13 protein-coding genes and 1 rRNA gene are annotated in these 15,187 nt (G+C 50.4%); 2 read left to right on the plus strand and 12 right to left on the minus strand.

The features are described from left to right. The first annotated feature begins 4 nt into the window (after nt 1–4). Nucleotides 5–120, plus strand: a 5S ribosomal RNA gene (rrf, locus tag OIK42_RS16375). A 116-nt stretch (nt 121–236) separates the two neighbouring features. Here rrf and OIK42_RS16380 read toward each other — a convergent pair. After that, nucleotides 237–947 (minus strand): 2OG-Fe(II) oxygenase, encoded by a 711-nt coding sequence (locus OIK42_RS16380; RefSeq protein WP_273642150.1) that lies wholly within the window; start codon nt 945–947, stop codon nt 237–239. A gap of 252 nt (nt 948–1,199) precedes the next feature. Further along, nucleotides 1,200–3,581, minus strand: a complete 2,382-nt coding sequence (locus OIK42_RS16385) for a DNA polymerase II (RefSeq protein WP_273642151.1) — start codon at nt 3,579–3,581, stop codon at nt 1,200–1,202. Between the two features lie 95 nt (nt 3,582–3,676). On the opposite strand from OIK42_RS16385, the gene OIK42_RS16390 reads away from it, so the two are divergent. After that, a complete protein-coding gene (locus OIK42_RS16390) occupies nt 3,677–4,717 on the plus strand; it encodes an MBL fold metallo-hydrolase (protein WP_273642152.1) in 1,041 nt (346 codons plus the stop codon). A 7-nt stretch (nt 4,718–4,724) separates the two neighbouring features. Here OIK42_RS16390 and OIK42_RS16395 read toward each other — a convergent pair whose 3' ends face one another. The 10 genes from OIK42_RS16395 to OIK42_RS16440 all read right to left on the minus strand — a co-directional run bounded on the left by OIK42_RS16395 (nt 4,725) and on the right by OIK42_RS16440 (nt 15,133). Next, nucleotides 4,725–5,780, minus strand: coding sequence for a tetratricopeptide repeat protein (locus OIK42_RS16395; protein WP_273642153.1), 1,056 nt, complete (start codon nt 5,778–5,780; stop codon nt 4,725–4,727). A gap of 332 nt (nt 5,781–6,112) precedes the next feature. Then, nucleotides 6,113–6,607 (minus strand): Ig-like domain-containing protein, encoded by a 495-nt coding sequence (locus tag OIK42_RS16400; RefSeq protein WP_273642154.1) that lies wholly within the window; start codon nt 6,605–6,607, stop codon nt 6,113–6,115. Nucleotides 6,608–6,618: 11 nt separating this feature from the next. Continuing rightward, nucleotides 6,619–8,196: a DUF4331 domain-containing protein gene (locus tag OIK42_RS16405; RefSeq protein WP_273642155.1), complete on the minus strand. Its 1,578-nt coding sequence runs from the start codon at nt 8,194–8,196 to the stop codon at nt 6,619–6,621. Between the two features lie 196 nt (nt 8,197–8,392). Then, nucleotides 8,393–9,097 carry an anti-sigma factor gene (locus OIK42_RS16410; RefSeq protein WP_273642156.1) on the minus strand — a complete coding sequence of 235 codons (705 nt, stop codon included), beginning with the start codon at nt 9,095–9,097 and terminating at the stop codon, nt 8,393–8,395. Beyond that, nucleotides 9,094–9,630 (minus strand): sigma-70 family RNA polymerase sigma factor, encoded by a 537-nt coding sequence (locus tag OIK42_RS16415; protein ID WP_273642655.1) that lies wholly within the window; start codon nt 9,628–9,630, stop codon nt 9,094–9,096. Before OIK42_RS16415 ends, OIK42_RS16410 begins: the two co-directional genes overlap by 4 nt. 31 nt (nt 9,631–9,661) lie before the next feature. Continuing rightward, nucleotides 9,662–10,978 (minus strand): sensor histidine kinase, encoded by a 1,317-nt coding sequence (locus OIK42_RS16420; RefSeq protein WP_273642157.1) that lies wholly within the window; start codon nt 10,976–10,978, stop codon nt 9,662–9,664. Between the two features lie 5 nt (nt 10,979–10,983). Further along, nucleotides 10,984–11,568, minus strand: coding sequence for a chemotaxis protein CheC (locus tag OIK42_RS16425; protein ID WP_273642158.1), 585 nt, complete (start codon nt 11,566–11,568; stop codon nt 10,984–10,986). Next, nucleotides 11,565–11,930 (minus strand): response regulator, encoded by a 366-nt coding sequence (locus OIK42_RS16430; RefSeq protein ID WP_273642160.1) that lies wholly within the window; start codon nt 11,928–11,930, stop codon nt 11,565–11,567. The genes OIK42_RS16425 and OIK42_RS16430 overlap by 4 nt, the downstream gene beginning before the upstream one ends. A 306-nt stretch (nt 11,931–12,236) precedes the next feature. Next, a complete protein-coding gene (locus tag OIK42_RS16435; RefSeq protein ID WP_273642161.1) occupies nt 12,237–14,153 on the minus strand; it encodes a phytase in 1,917 nt (638 codons plus the stop codon). A gap of 2 nt (nt 14,154–14,155) precedes the next feature. Continuing rightward, a complete protein-coding gene (locus OIK42_RS16440; RefSeq protein ID WP_374211883.1) occupies nt 14,156–15,133 on the minus strand; it encodes a purple acid phosphatase family protein in 978 nt (325 codons plus the stop codon). Between the last annotated feature and the right edge of the window lie 54 nt (nt 15,134–15,187).

Genomic DNA, 15,187 nt, shown 5'->3' on the forward strand with positions numbered 1-15,187 from the left:
TTTGTCTGGCGGCCATAGCGATACGGCACCACCTGATCCCATTCCGAACTCAGTAGTGAAACGTATTAGCGGCGATGGTAGTGTGGGGTCTCCCCATGTGAGAGTAGCACACCGCCAGGCTCCAATTAAGAAGAAGGCCCACTCAAATGAGTGGGCCTTTTTTGTTTCTGCCCGAAAATAGCAATAACGCCAACATGCCTGGTATATCAGGCGACGATCGTCGCCCGTATGGATACCTACGCTAATGGCGTTGCTCTGAACCAACCTGTGACGGCATATCGCGGCATCAGCGCAAAAGGTGTGACATAAGTCACACTGTGAACATGTGTCACATCAAAAAGACTTAACGCGTTAAAGCCGGGCGCCCAGGCATCTCTTGGGGTGCCATCCTGCTGATAAAACTGCAGTAAGCCGCCCCAGTCAGGATGCCAGTTTTTAGTAAAATTCAACACATAAGCAACCCGTCTTTGTTCACTTTCATGAGTGTCTATATGGCGGGTAAGAAACTGTCCTGGCGTAAACCGCGTTGCCTGGGCGCTGGCGGCAATAATATCCTGATGTCCACTTAACTTACGCACCCAGGATAGTACTGTGTCGCTGTTAAGCCACTGGTGCAAAGCCCGTAAATTGGTAATTGACTCCTGCTCACTAGATAACTGATATCTGCCATAAATAAAGCCAACGCCTCTGGAGGCATTCTGCATTGTTTCCCGATGTATCTTTTGTCTCTCCGGCCCACTGAGACTCCGCCACTGGCTATCTGTCAATTGACATGGCACGTTGTCTTTCACTAATGCAATATCATAAGATGTCTGCTCTGATAAACTGGTATAGATATCTGCAGCATGCTCTGGTTGTAGAATGCGGCCGGCGCGAACGCGCTTATCATTGGCATATTCATTCGTTAATTGATCAAGGCTGATATTCTGATTAAAACTTAACTGCACTTGCGTTCCTATCACAGAGTTAATTATTTAGCGTGTCAGTAAATTATTGCTGTTATAGCGGTAAATCTGACTGAACCGGATTAGTTATAATCCTACCATGCCCGATGCGACTGATTTATACAAAATAGACCAATAGTCAGTATACCCATTAAGCAGGTTAAGCATTATCGGTGATACTGCCAGTAAGAGGTTCGTGCGCCAGGCTAACCCTTACATCCGGTGCATAGCGATTATCACCAACACAAACCGGGCCTAAAACAATCCTAATTGCTGATTAACCAGTGTCTCGAAATGTTTGCCTATGGCAGGCAGAATACTGTCTGCGATAGGGCGGATCTGTTTATCGATGTAATGGTCGTAGTCGAGTGGATGACTGCGATATTCCGGTACCTGTGGTCCGATAGTCGTCATCACATAGTGAATGCTGGTACGCTTCTGATATTGCAGTGGTTTGCCATACTTGCGGTTTTGTTCATCGGCGTGGCGCGCAGCTTTAACGTGGGGCGGCGCTGTTTTAGTGTACTCCCGTAATGGTTTGCGTATTTGTTTGGTGTAGATTAACTGATGATCGAATTGTCCTGATTTTATACCGGTGATGATCTGGGTGACATAGTCGTTGACCGGCGTATCGCTGAAAATTTTCTCATATAACGCTTGCTGAAAATCCTTGGCGAGGGTGGTCCAGTCTGAGCGCACATTTTCTAATCCTTTAAATACAATCTCTGTGCTATCACCTTGTCGTATCAAGCCAGCATAACGTTTTTTGCTGCCGGCTTCCGAACCACGAATAGTTGGCATAAAGAAACGCTCATAATGGGTTTCAAATTCAATCTCGAGATCGCATTGTACACCGTAATCTTTTTGCGTTTTATGCTGCCAGCGCTGATTGATATCCTGCTCCAACTGACGGCCAATGCGCTGGATCGCGTCAGCGTCGATATCCTGATCAATGTGGACAAACGTTGAGTCGGTGTCGCCGTAGATAACGTCGTAACCCGCCTGAGTTATCCAGTCGGCGGTGATTTGCATAATTTCATGACCGCGCATGGTGATTGAGCTTGCCAGGCGGGTATCGTAAAACGGACACCCACCGCTACCCAGCACACCGTAAAATGAGTTCATCAAAATTTTAATGGCCTGCGAGCGTGGTTTATCCTGCTGCTGTTTTGCTTCATCACGCTGCTGCCACAGACTGGTAATTATGTCGGGTAAAAAGTGCTTATCGCGGCTAAACAAGGCGCCCTTAAAACCGGGGATAGCATGTGTTGGTTGTTTTAAACCTTCTACCAGACCCAGTGGATCAATCTTAAAGGTACGAATAATAGACGGATACAGGCTTTTAAAGTCCAGCACCAGGACATTGCGATAAAGACCCGGTTTTGAACTCATCACATAGCCTCCCGGGCTGGCCAGGCCGCCATCGTTCGGCCTGTTTGGGGAGATATACCCGGCGCGATGCAGCCTGGGAAGATAGAGATTAATAAACGATGCAACCGAACCGCCTGGGCGACCAAGTCTCAAACCGGTCAGCTCACTGCGCAGCATAAGAAAATCGGTAAGTCTTACCTTATCGGCAATATCATTGACTAACACGCAATCCTGGTAGTTGTATGCCGCCAGTGCGCGCTTGTCGTGGTGAAACAAGTGCTTTATTGCGCTCAGTTTGTCAGGTTCGTCAATAAGCTTATTTTTACCGAGGAGGTGGTTAGCGACATTATCCAGGGCAAAAGAATCAAATTGAAAAGTCATGCTCTTGAGCCCTTCAATACCGTCTATTACGGCTCTCCCTGGTACTTCAACTATCGCCCGGTTGTCGTCAAACACCCTGATCTCCACGGCAGCATGCTGACGCCCGAGACTGAGCTTAATACCACATCGTTTGGCGGCATCTGCCAGCACGGGTAGATCAAACTGTTTAACATTCCAGCCCAGCAGAATGTCGGGGTCGTGATGCTGAACTAACTGCATAAACGCCGCTAACAGGGCCTTTTCGTTGTCACACCATGTAATACTAAATGGCTGTGCGGCATCCTCGTCAGCTAACGCTCCTGGCGTTGAGTTGCTGTTGTCGCCAATCATTAATACGTTATTGAGTACGGGTGAGGCAATCCCAATTGAAAACAACTCGCCCTTTTCATTACACTCAATATCAAAAGAAAACGTCAGTAACCGGGTACGAAAATCAGCTGGCTTGAGGCGCGCGTTGTTAATGGTTTGACCATCCGCGCCGGGCTGCCCCCTGTAAGTGACACCACTGGTAATAAAGCGCTCCATAAAAAAGCGTTCAGTGGTTTTTATATCCGCTTCGTAAAGTGTAATAGCGTGCTCGGCGCACAATCTTCTAAGTCTGTACAGGAGTTTATCCTGCTGTAACTTGACCACGCTGACCGCTTCGTGGGTAAAAGTGGTAAGCGACAAGGGAGTAACTGACGCTGTAATCCCCTGCTCTTTGCACAGACGTTTCAGTGCAGCGGTCTCTTGCTGGCTAACAAAACAGATGGCTGGCTCTGGTGGCGTAAGCAGGCGTTTGGGGCCGTCTGCACCAGCTAACCATATCTCTATTTGCTGGGCTGAACCTCGGGGAATCATCCTGGCGGTTAACACCATGCCGTGTCCGGCTACAGTCTTTGTCATGATTTCACGGCAACCATTTATTTAATACAGGGTGGCGGCGACAACGTAGGAGTAATGGTATAGTGCACGCTCAATTGAATCGTAAAGTAGGTCGAATGATAACGCCAAGTAGCCACCCGATACCAGCGCCGGGCGAACTTTGTGAAGTCGCCAGTGGTATCTATTGGCTGCGGATGCCGCTGCCTTTTGCGCTGGATCATATTAATCTTTATGTACTTGAAGATGAAAAGGGGCTGTATCTGCTCGACACCGGAGTGCAGAGCTCCCGCAGTAAAGCGGTATGGCTGCATTGTCTGGCTGCACTGCATAAACCGGTGGTAGGTGTCATAGTGACCCACATGCATCCTGATCATTGTGGCTTAGCGGGGTGGTTATGCACAGAGTTCAAGGTGCCGCTGTGGATGAGTGCCCTGGAATATTACGCCGCCAATACCACCTTTGCGCCCAACCCGGATGCTGATACTTCGGTAGAAATGGACTACTTTATTCAGGCCGGTCTCACACCTGAACATGCACAGCAATATGTCAGTGACCGTTCTGAGTATACTCAGGCTGTGGCCCCTTTGCCGCTGGCTTATCACCGGCTTATACAGGATGATACCTTATCGATCGGTGGACGCGACTGGCAGGTACTCACGTTTGGTGGACACTCGCCCGAACATGTTTGTTTATACTGCGCCGCCGACCAGCTCCTGATTGGCGGAGATCAAGTCTTACCGTATATTTCACCCAATATAGGCGTTTACAGCCGCGAGCCCGACGCCAACCCTTTGGTTGACTATTTTGCCAGTCTGGATACGCTGGCTAAGCTTCCTGATGAGACCCTGGTATTACCCTCCCACAATGTGCCCTATAAGGGGCTGGGCTTTCGTTGTCAGGCGTTACATGAGCATCATAACGCCATGCTCAACCAGTTGACCGAATTTTGTCAGGCGCCACGAACGTTGCTCCAGTGCATGCCCGAGTTGTATGCCCGTGAACTCAGCGGTCAACTGTTGTTTTTTGCCCTGGCTGAAGGGCTCGCTCACCTGAATTATTTATACTACAACGGCTCTATGGCGCGGCAAAAAGATGCGGACGGTTGCTATCGTTATCACACCATCGGCCAACAGGACACGCCGGGCGGCGCTGAATAGTCAGCATTTATGACTGCTCTGCCTGCATGCGTTCAATAGTAGTCAACAGTAACTTGTCGTTCAGCGACTTCGCTTGTTGCCAGTTAATTTTTGCCCACCGCAGTGCCTGTGCCGGACGCTGCGCTATCTGCCAGTAGTACTGGGCCATTTCTGCAGCGTGAGTGGTTTCTTCATGTTGCTCACGGGTGTCAACGCGTTGGGTCATTTTGGCTACCCAGCGCTCGGCATCGCCGGCTTGCAGCTCCGCAAGAGCCAGGTAAAGCAACATGCTGTCGTTTGGAACAGGGTTGAACGCAACATAAGGCGCCAGTTCATTTAAAATATCCTGTCCTTCCCCTACTGCCAGCTTGGCCTTCGACCAGGCAACCCAGCTACTCACCGGCCAGTCACTGAAAGGTTGTGCTTCAAGATGACTGATGGCCTGGCGAGGTTGATCATTGTATAGCGCCATATCGGCCAATACCTCATTCACCCATACTTTTACGGCGCTTGAGTCAGCTGCGAATTGCCCGGTTATTTTGAGCAGTTGGTTATAGTAACGGGGCGAGGGAGCCAGCTGCATTTTTGCTTCCAGCACGCAGGTGCCGATGACCACCGAAGACACCTTACCAAATAATTTTAAGCACTGTTTGACGGCAAGCTCAGGCTGGCCCTGATTTAAGGCTACATTGGCTTTGAGCAACAATGCATTGGCTGAAATCGGCGATTGGCTTAGTAATATATCTAACTGTTGGTTGGCACCATCAAAGTCATGTTCATGTTGTAATAAGCGGGCATAAGCCAGGCGTTCGCGGGGCGTCATAGTGCCATTTACTGCCACCTCAACCAGCGTGCTCATGATGGGTGGTAACACCCGTTCATCAAATTCCGGACGCGTGCTTTCGTTTATCCAGTATTCTATTTTTTCAATTGACATGTTGGTCACAGTGACGCGTTCATTATTGAAATGGCCGCTGTGAGCTTGCGCTGGTTTGATCAGTATAAGCACCGCGCCAATAAAGGTTATTAATGCTGCGGTGAGTAATCCGGTCAGTGTCAGTTTAATTTGGAAGGTACGTTTCATTGTCGTCACTCCTAAGGGTCTGTTGATGTTTGGTGTACAAATTTGGGTCTAAATGAAAGCGTTTTAATCGCGAAACAGTCCTGCCGACCTAGTGGTTCTAAGTCAAAGGGCTGTGACAAAGAGTAAAATGCTTTCATGACGACCCCTTCGGGCAGCGCCCGGTAACCGGCTAGTGTGGGCCACTTATACTGCGTTGACTGTTTTTGATTTAGACTCACTAGACCTGCAAACAGTTATCTGGTCTAAATGGCCCACACTTGCCAGCTATGGACCGCTGCCAAAATGCACAGCAAACGTCAATAGACCCTAGCAGCCGTCCCTGGCTTGTTGTTTTAGTCTACGAGTAAGTCATCGAATTCAGCAGGATTGGTCGCATCCTGAACATAAATCCGGCCGTTCAGCTTGATAGGTTCAGCAGTGGGAGCCTGACTAAAGGCGTCACGAATAGCCGCGGTTACCGAAACCTCCAGCGCCTCAATAGTAATGCTTACACTGCCGGTGACCGCATGCGCCTGCCCGTCAGAGACCGTAAAGGTAAAGCTATCGGTTCCCGTGATCTCGTCGAAAGGCGTATAAGTGAAATCGCCATTGGCACTCACTGTTACTGCGCCTAACTCCGGCTCGGCAGAAAGGGCGAAGGTCAGACCATCACCGTCTGCATCCGTGGCAGAGAGACTTTCTACGATCGGCGTTTCGGTTTGTGTGGTGAGCATCAAATCAGAAGCCACCGGCGCCCTGTTGATGTCTTGGTAGTCGTCTTTGCTATCACTGTCCAAACAGCCGGCTAACACCAGACTGGATGCACATAATGTGAGTATTTTACGCATAATATATCTCCTTACTCAGAGCCTGGCAGAGGCGTGGCAAGATAAGGGAAGCTGGTGTTGATCATCGACGCATCAAGCGGCGCGCCGTCGGTAAACGGAACATTGCCGACACTGGCATCGCTTTGTTCACACAGTCCCAGATTGGTTTCCACGCCATTCACCGGAATGGGATAGCACAAGCGACCCATCACAACACGCAGGGCGATGTCGACCACGTCATCGCCGGGGCGGCGACCGTTGGGAAAGCCGGCTAAATCGTCACCAGCAACGCCAGCCCAGGACTGCTCTGCGGCAGGCGTGGCGGCAATCGCCGTATTTAAGCGCAGCATTTCTGATGGTGTAACGGTAGCAAGTTGGTTAACACCTTCGAAACCGGTTAGAAAAGCGGTAACTAAATCCATGCGGGGAAAGTTAGTGGGTGCCAGGGTTTCAATGTTGGCTCCCAGTGTTGAATTCACTGCATCGCGGAACAAAATGTTAAGTAATTCCGGTAAGGCCGGGTGGGTCACGTAGTCAGCAAACTGACCATCTTGCGATGGGTGCGACGTTGAGAACTTGTCTTTATCGCCAATACCGATGACCAGTTCATTGACCAGCGGGTTACCTAAACGAGACACCTGTGTCATGGCGCCAGCCTGTACGTCGGGTTTAGCAAAGGTGGCATTGGGGTTTAAAATACGGGCCTGTGGCAGACTCGCAGTTGTCCATGCGCCGATGGTGCCATTGCCATCGCCGGTAATACAGTTGGCGGGGACTTCCAGGGCAATACTGGTGACATTTTTATCTGCCAGGTCGTCGTTGCTGGTGTCCTGGGTAATACCGCCCGGGAAACCGGCACCATCACCTGCACCCGGCGCGCTATCGCCCTCTACCGGCACATAATTAACCAGGTCAAATGTCTTACCCAAATTAACCACGAAGGGGTCTTTACGTTGGCCAACAAACACACGGGCCGGCATATCACAACCGGGCAGCATCACGTCATACACAAACTGATCGGCATAACGTTGGTATTCTGCTTCGCTGGTAAAGGTTTTATTGCCGATGTAATCAAGCGGCTTGGCAAAATCTGACCCTCCCATGGCGGTTAACTCAGTGCGCGCTCCGCTACGCATACTGCCCTCGACGAGCATCACTGAGTAGCTTTCCGAAAAGTTAACAGCGCTGCGGTCTTCTGCACTCACCGGGCCAATGTTTTTTAATGGCACTTTAACGGAGCGCTTATCGCCATCGGGGCCAATACTTAAGGCTACTCCCTGATTGTCGGCGGCCAGCATTGCGTTAAAGTTAAGCGCAAAGCTGATGTCTTCCATGGCATCACCGTCATTGTCGATATGAATGGCATATTCGGCATCGGGGTCCATGGCAAAGTAGTTAGGACCGCCGTAGGCATCCTGTAGCGGGATATAGTTTGCAATCAGGGTGACATAACCTTCGCGGCCACTTTCGTAACTGTTAAAGGCGTAAAAGTCGGTACTGTCCAGAGCCGGTGCGCGAGCGATATTTGGGGCTTCGCGGTGGCTGGATGCATACACGGCAGGTGCTGCCAGAGCAGCACTAATGACGGTTGAGAGTATTAATCGTTGCATAATGTTACCTGTTTGTCGTTGAGTTGTTACTAAACCAAACGCGCAGGGTAGTCAGGTGGATGCAACAAAATTTAAAAAAATAAATAAAAGTTGTTTTTGAATTGAATTAACTCAAATGAAGTGGCCCTAAAAAGCAGGTAGGGCCTGCAATGGCAGGCCCGTGTCGGGTTTAAATTAAGGACGCTATGTTACGTCACTAAACGGCACTGATGGGGGCAATGTAGAGTATTTCGGTGGGGGAACCGTCAGGTGAGCCGCCGTTAGGTTCAAGGCTTACCGCCAATGCCGCAATATCGCTTAGGTTAAACCAGCCCGGTCGGTTAAGCGCAAGTTGTCCACCTTCCGGTAGCAAACCTAATGAAATCGGCGCGCTGCCATCGGCGGGCACCATCCACAGCTCAAAGTCTTTGTCAGTGCGGGCAGTTAAGTTCGCGGTTGAGCGCACCGCCAGTGACGACTGACTGATCTCAATGAGCCACAATGGTCTGGCTTCGTCATCGGCAACCACGGCTATGTCGGTGACCGGTGTCACTTCAGGCGCAGTGCCTGGCATCATCACGACAGCAATCACTATTGCCGCTGCAGTTGCCAGGCCCGCAATGGCTTGCCATAGCACCGGGCGCGGCGTTGGTGATGTACCAATAGGCACCACATTATCCTGCTGTTCAGCGCTCAAACCCAGTTTTTGTTCAATGGCTTGCCATACTCGCACCGGCGGTTCAACCGGCGGTATTTGTTGCCCCAGGCCGTTTAAATACTGCTCCCATAACCAGGTTGTTTCGGTAATAAGCTGGCTTTGCATCATCAGTTGTTGATAGCGTCGGCGGGCGCCACCGCGTAATGTGCCCAGCACATATTCGGCCGCCAGTGCATTGCGTAAACTTTCTTTTCTGTAATTCATACCGATAAGCACCTTTGCAGGCTCTGCAGGCCGCGTCTGATCCAGCTTTTAATGGTGCCCAAAGGAGACGCCAGGTGCGTAACCACTTCCTGATGGGAGAGGCCATTAAAGTAGGCAAGATGGATGGCCTGACGCTGATGGTTGTCGAGCTCCTCCATGCACTCACCAAGCTTTGGGTGATCAAGCTCTGCCCCTGGCGTGTTGTCGTAACCACCGAGGTGGTCAGGATTGTCTTCACTCAACGAAGACTCTTTCCGGACTTTGTTATGGCGCAGTAAATCCAGCGCCCGATAGCGGGCGATACTAATAAGCCAGGTTAATACGGTGCCTTTACCAAGCTGGTAACTGCCCGCGTTGTGCCATACCCTGATATAGGCTTCCTGGGTTGCCTCCTCGGCCAGTGCCTGGTTTTGCAGCATTTTTAACACCACGGCGTAAACCTGCGAACTGGTTATCTTATACAGTTGCGCAAAGTCTTTTTTGCTGCCCTGGGCGGTAGCACACAATAGCGGTAATAACGTTTCCTGTTCCATCATATCCTCAGTCAATTAGTCATAACTGTCGTTATAACGATTCAGTTTGTGCATTGGATGCAGTGCTGGTTGTTTTTTGTTGTGTATCGTTGTCTTGCAGTTGTGGAAGGTACACTTCCATGACGGTCCCCTTGCCCGGCCGGCTGTTAACCCGTAACTTCCCTTTGTGACGTTCGATCACGCTGTACACCACCGACAGACCAAGTCCTTGCCCTTTACCCTCCGCACGCGTGGAGAAGAAAGGCTCAAAAATTCGTGGTAAGTCAGACTCGTTAATACCACAGCCCGTATCGACAATCTTGATCACGATAGCGCTGTCGGCGTGTTTAATGTCGATGAGCACCAGTCCTGTGTCCGTGATTGATTGCGCGGCGTTTATCACCAGGTTTGTCAGTGCTTGTTTGATACTGGCCGACTCACAATACCAGCGCAGGTTATCTGGCGTGCAGGTGGCTTTAAACCGGGCATGCTTAAACTGGGTGGAAACGAGTTTTATCAGCTGCTCTACGGTTTCATTTAAGTTCAGGTGGCCCCAGGCATGTTGTGGTTCCTGAGCAAAAGTGCGTAAGGTCGAGACGATGTCTTTGACCCGTTCAAGGCCGTCTTTTGACTCCTGAATGAGAGGCTCAATGTCTTCCTCAACTAACTCAAGATGACGGGCGGCAAAAAGTGCTGTGACATCGTCCAGGCAGTCCGGTGCCTTTGCGGCAATAAGCTGTTCACAATCATGGCAGGCCTCCAGCAGGTTGCGTCCGTACTGCTCCAGCGTATTGAGGTTAGCCGTAATAAAACCCATCGGATTATTGATTTCGTGGGCAATACCGGCAGCGAGCTGGCCCGTCGAGGCGAGCTTTTCAGCCTGGATCAGTTGTGACTGCGCCCGGTCGAGCTTGCGAATAAGTTTGCGCTGCGCTTCGTGTTCAGCTTTGAGTTCGTCGGCCAGTGCTGCCTGCGCTTTAAAGTAGCTCGCCTGGGCAGTGACATCCTGAATTAAAATGCAGCCAAAAAGCTCCCCGGATGCCTGATCTTTGTGCGGCACAATCTCCATATTCTGCACCATTTGTGTTTCTTCATCGGTGATGGGGCGACTGCTCTTAAACGGGAATATATGCGGGCGTTGTTCCCAATAACTAAAGCTGGGGTGTTTTAGCACAAATACCGATTTTAAGCGTCGTTTTAAGAACCGGATCTGTTCAGGAAAAACCTCAGCCAGGGGTTTGCCGATGGCTGCATCAGCCGTGTCTGGCGGCATACGGTCAATAAAAAACGCGTTTAAGTAGGTGATTTCGTAGGCCTGGTTGACTAAACAAATACCCACCGGAAGCTTGTCTAACAATGGGTTGTTCATCACTGTTAACCTAATAGTTTGTCGATGGTTGCTGTAAGCCGGGACAGCGAACTATCGTCAAGACAAAACACCACTCGCATGTTGAATGAGGTGTCGTGAATATCAAACTGCACCTCCATAATCAGACTGTGCTGCCAGCTAAATTTCGAAAAATCATTTAATTGTGGTTCGAATAACGTTGGCATTTGTAGGTTGGTTGTTAGTGCAAGTTGCTCTGACAAACCCGCTAAACACGCGCCGGCAAGAATATTTGAGAGCTCCAGAATCGTTTCTTTTACTTCGGCTTCTGACAGTGGTTGCTCATATTCGAGTAGTTCAGCGACTTCGGCCAGTCCGTGTTCGGTAAGCACCGACATGACTTCGCCATGGATATCGCCAAGGAAAGACTGCCGGGTATAATGAGCTTGTTGGTTGTGCCTGACCAAATCGTACAGTCCGGACGGCGTAACGGCGGTAATGTTAGGTATGGAAATGCCAATTTTTGTTTCGATCAAATGAGCGAGGCTGTTGGCGGCCTGGCCCATCGAAATATTCATCAGTTCTTGTAATGCATCCTGTTGATCTTCTGACAGGGTCATTATTGAACTCATAGGTAACCCAGTTCAAATAAAGTCATCGCTAATTCTTCCTGATCAAGCGGTTTACGTAAAAACCGCTTTGCCCCTAAGGACATCACAATGCGTTGTTTTTCAGGCTGGAAGTCGGCGCTGATAACAATGACGTCCGGGGCCGTCGGTTGCTCTGATAAATACTCCAATACCCCAACACCGTCTATTTCGGGCATGGTTAAGTCCAACAGGAGCAACTGAATGCCAGCATCGCCGAGTAACGCGATGGCTTCTTTACCGTTGCTTGCTTCTAAGACTGTCACGTCGAGCTCTGGTGGGATTGCTCGCACCACACTGCGTCTGGAGAGCTTTGAATCATCGGCTACCAGTACTGTTAAACTCATATATAACTCCGACTTCCGTATTAGTTTAAGTATTTGCTATTTTTGCGATCCTGCAAGTTTGCGGGGGCATTTCTTTAGTGCATAAAATGAATCTAAGCCGTTGTATGCATAGCAGAACATTTCGCATCAGCGACTATGTTATGGGTTAAGCGCAAGAAATTAACCAGAAATGACCACGCGTGGCTTATGCCCGGCAATACATAGGTATAGTTTTGAAGTGAAAAATAATAAAACAAAGGCTGATGAACATGACGATGCCGCAGACACTGTTACCTTGCCTGCGGCAGCGGATACCGCGCGGTGGCTTTAGCGATAGGCCCGAATAAACGCGGCCAGCTTATTGCCATTGATGAGTTTAAAGTTTTGTGGCGCTGAGGGCAGCACGTTGCGACCATCCTGAACCACCATCAAGCCGGCCGGATAGGTATCGCCCATTGGCATTGAGGTGACCTCCAGCCCATCGGTTTCTGATACACCATCAATAGCCGCTTGCCGGTTCAGGCCAATCTTAAACGTACCCAGCAGACGATTGTGGTTATCCAGTGCGTACACCGCGAAACGATTATTGCCCTGACTGGAAGCTACCAGATAACGCTGATTGTCGAGTTCATAAATACCCATTCCTTCAATGTCGGGCGCAACGTCACCGCCAACTTGCGCAATTAACTGCGGTGCCACACCTGGCGCGGTTAAGTCTTTGCGCCAGATACCACGGGCCTCTTCGCCCATATAAATCTCGTTTTTATTGTCATCAACAACGCAGCCCTCGGGCTGACTGGGCAAACTAAATTCATCCACCAGTTCAGCGCTTGGTGTGTTGCGATCAAAGCTCAGAACATAACGCTGGTAGCGCCCGTCCGTGTCATTAATGAACACATTGAGCTGCTTATCGATGATGCCGGTGCATAACCCATAGACATCGTTCAGTGTCGTAGGTAACTCTGCGATATGGCTGAGTTTGCCCGAATTCGCAATACTAAATACCGACAGCGTTTGTGATGAACGGTTACTCGCCACGGCAATATCCTGTTTGCCCTGCGCAGTACTAAGTTGATAGCGCACATCTACATTGTTGACCCGCCCCACGGGCAGTGACTGCTGCAGCTGACCATCCAGAGAATACACATTCAGGCCGAACTTTTTATCGGTGCCTAAAACTAAACTGGCTTCAGGTGCATCATGGTTTACCCAAATTGCCGGGTCGTCGGCGGCATCGCCGTAGCGGTTGACCGGCGTGGTTTGCACATCGGCGGTGATGGTGTCAATGCGGGGCAATGCTGCCGTGGGCTGCGGCGACGGTGTGTTCTCTGAACCAGATGCCAGCCGGGCAGTTAAAAGTTGTCCTGCGGCCTCGTCAAATACACCCAGGTAAATATAAGCGTTATTCGCTGCAACTCTGACTGATTTGAGTTCGGCTTGCTTTGCCATCGGCCAGTCTGTGTGAGCATACTGATTCAGGTCAGTGGTTCGTTGGCGGATTACCGGCTCATCGGTGGCAACGGTAAAGTAATGGCCAGCACTGAGTGCCGCGACAGACTCAATTTCTGGCGCGCTGGCATAGTAATCCAGTGTGCGGGTATTTTCGCCTTCGGGATCTGCGCTGTAGTGCCATATTCCCACTTCTTCCTCAGCGATCAATAAGGTTTGATTAGCGTCGATAACAGCACACGACGAGATGTTCGGGCCCACCATAAACTGGCGTACGGGTAACAATTGCCAGCGATTTTCTGTGTCGCTGACAAGATATTGTGACATCAACCCTCTGGCGTCAGAACTAAACACATACAGCGCGTCCTGTTGTTGGCTCAGACATACCGATTCACGATCAGCAATGTCGGAGGGCACACTCAATACCGTGTTGAACTCGCCAGTGTGGGGGGTGAGTGTCACCACATGAAGCGCCGAGGTATTGTTATCGATAGCGGCAATCATACTAAGCCCGCTGGCATGGCTAAGTACCCGCATGTCGGCCTGAGCAATATGACCTGGCAGCTGGCTTATCGCATTTCCCCCGGCATTCAGCCAATGCAGGCCGGTGCTTTCACTGGTGATAAGCCAACCCTGTAGTGCATTGTTAACTACCAGCGGCTGAATGCTCTCACCTGCTGTGCTAATCGGAGTTAACTGCGTAGTGTCTGCAGGCGCGGAGACGGGCGCACTCGCGGAGCAGGCCAGCATATTCAGACCGGCGATCAGTATTAGCGTGACTTTCATTGGATTCATGCTCACGGCTCCTGTGTTGTGGCGATGATGTACTGATATAACACCTCGCCTTGTTCATTAATAAACTCAAGGGCTATCTGCCGGGTATTGACCCGCACCAGTGCAAAGCCTGCTGAAGACTGAGCAAAGCGGGTAAACTCCCTTATTGCAGTAGCACGAACTTCGGAACCACCGCCTGATACAAAGTGCTCTACAGTGCGCGCTGCGGGCTGGTTGTGTTGTAAGTCATGTTCGTGGCCGGCAATGTATGCGTCAACATGATATTGCTCCAGGATGGGTTCGATCACACTGCGCACCGCGGCGTTTTTGCCAAAGCGTTTTCCGCTCGAGTAAAGAGGATGGTGACCAATGACAATGGTCCAGTCGGCGTCCTGATTGGTCTCAAGCGTACGTTTAAACCAGGTTAATTGCGCGTTTGCATCCTGCGCCTGGGTTTCACGGTACTTTTCTTCGTGCTGGTAGTCAGGGTTTAGCGGGCTGGTGTCGATAAACACCAGGTGCAAACTGGCACCGTCCGGGATGGTAATTCGCTTATCAAAATACTGCGCCGGCATATTCCAGCGCCGGCTGATGTTGCTGTAGTCAATTTGTGCCTGCCAGTTACCGCGGTAGTCATGGTTGCCCAGTACCACATACCAATCCAAAAACAGATGGGGGCCGTGGTATACCGACTCGAAGGAACTCTGCCAGTAAGGATCGTTTACCGAGGCAACGCCATTATCGTAAAAATTATCACCGGTTGAGATGATGGCTTCAGCGTCGAACTGATAAGCCGCAATGTCCATCCATTTGGCCACGTCACGCTGGGCGAAGTGGCCGTTCCGGCCCCAGTCACCGACGACCAGAAACGTCCAGTCATTATCATTGGTGGGGAGTTCAGACGCTATGCTGTGTTTAGCATAATATGCATCGTCGTAAGTTTCTGTATTGGCGTTTACGGTACTGGAAATAAGTAGCGCTAACGCCAGAATAAATTTCATGTTCATTATAAGCCTTAAATTGGCGGGCAGTTTTGCCGCCCGCCGGATAGTGCG

This window comes from Alteromonas gilva (assembly GCF_028595265.1).
Taxonomy (GTDB): Bacteria; Pseudomonadota; Gammaproteobacteria; order Enterobacterales; family Alteromonadaceae; genus Alteromonas; species Alteromonas gilva.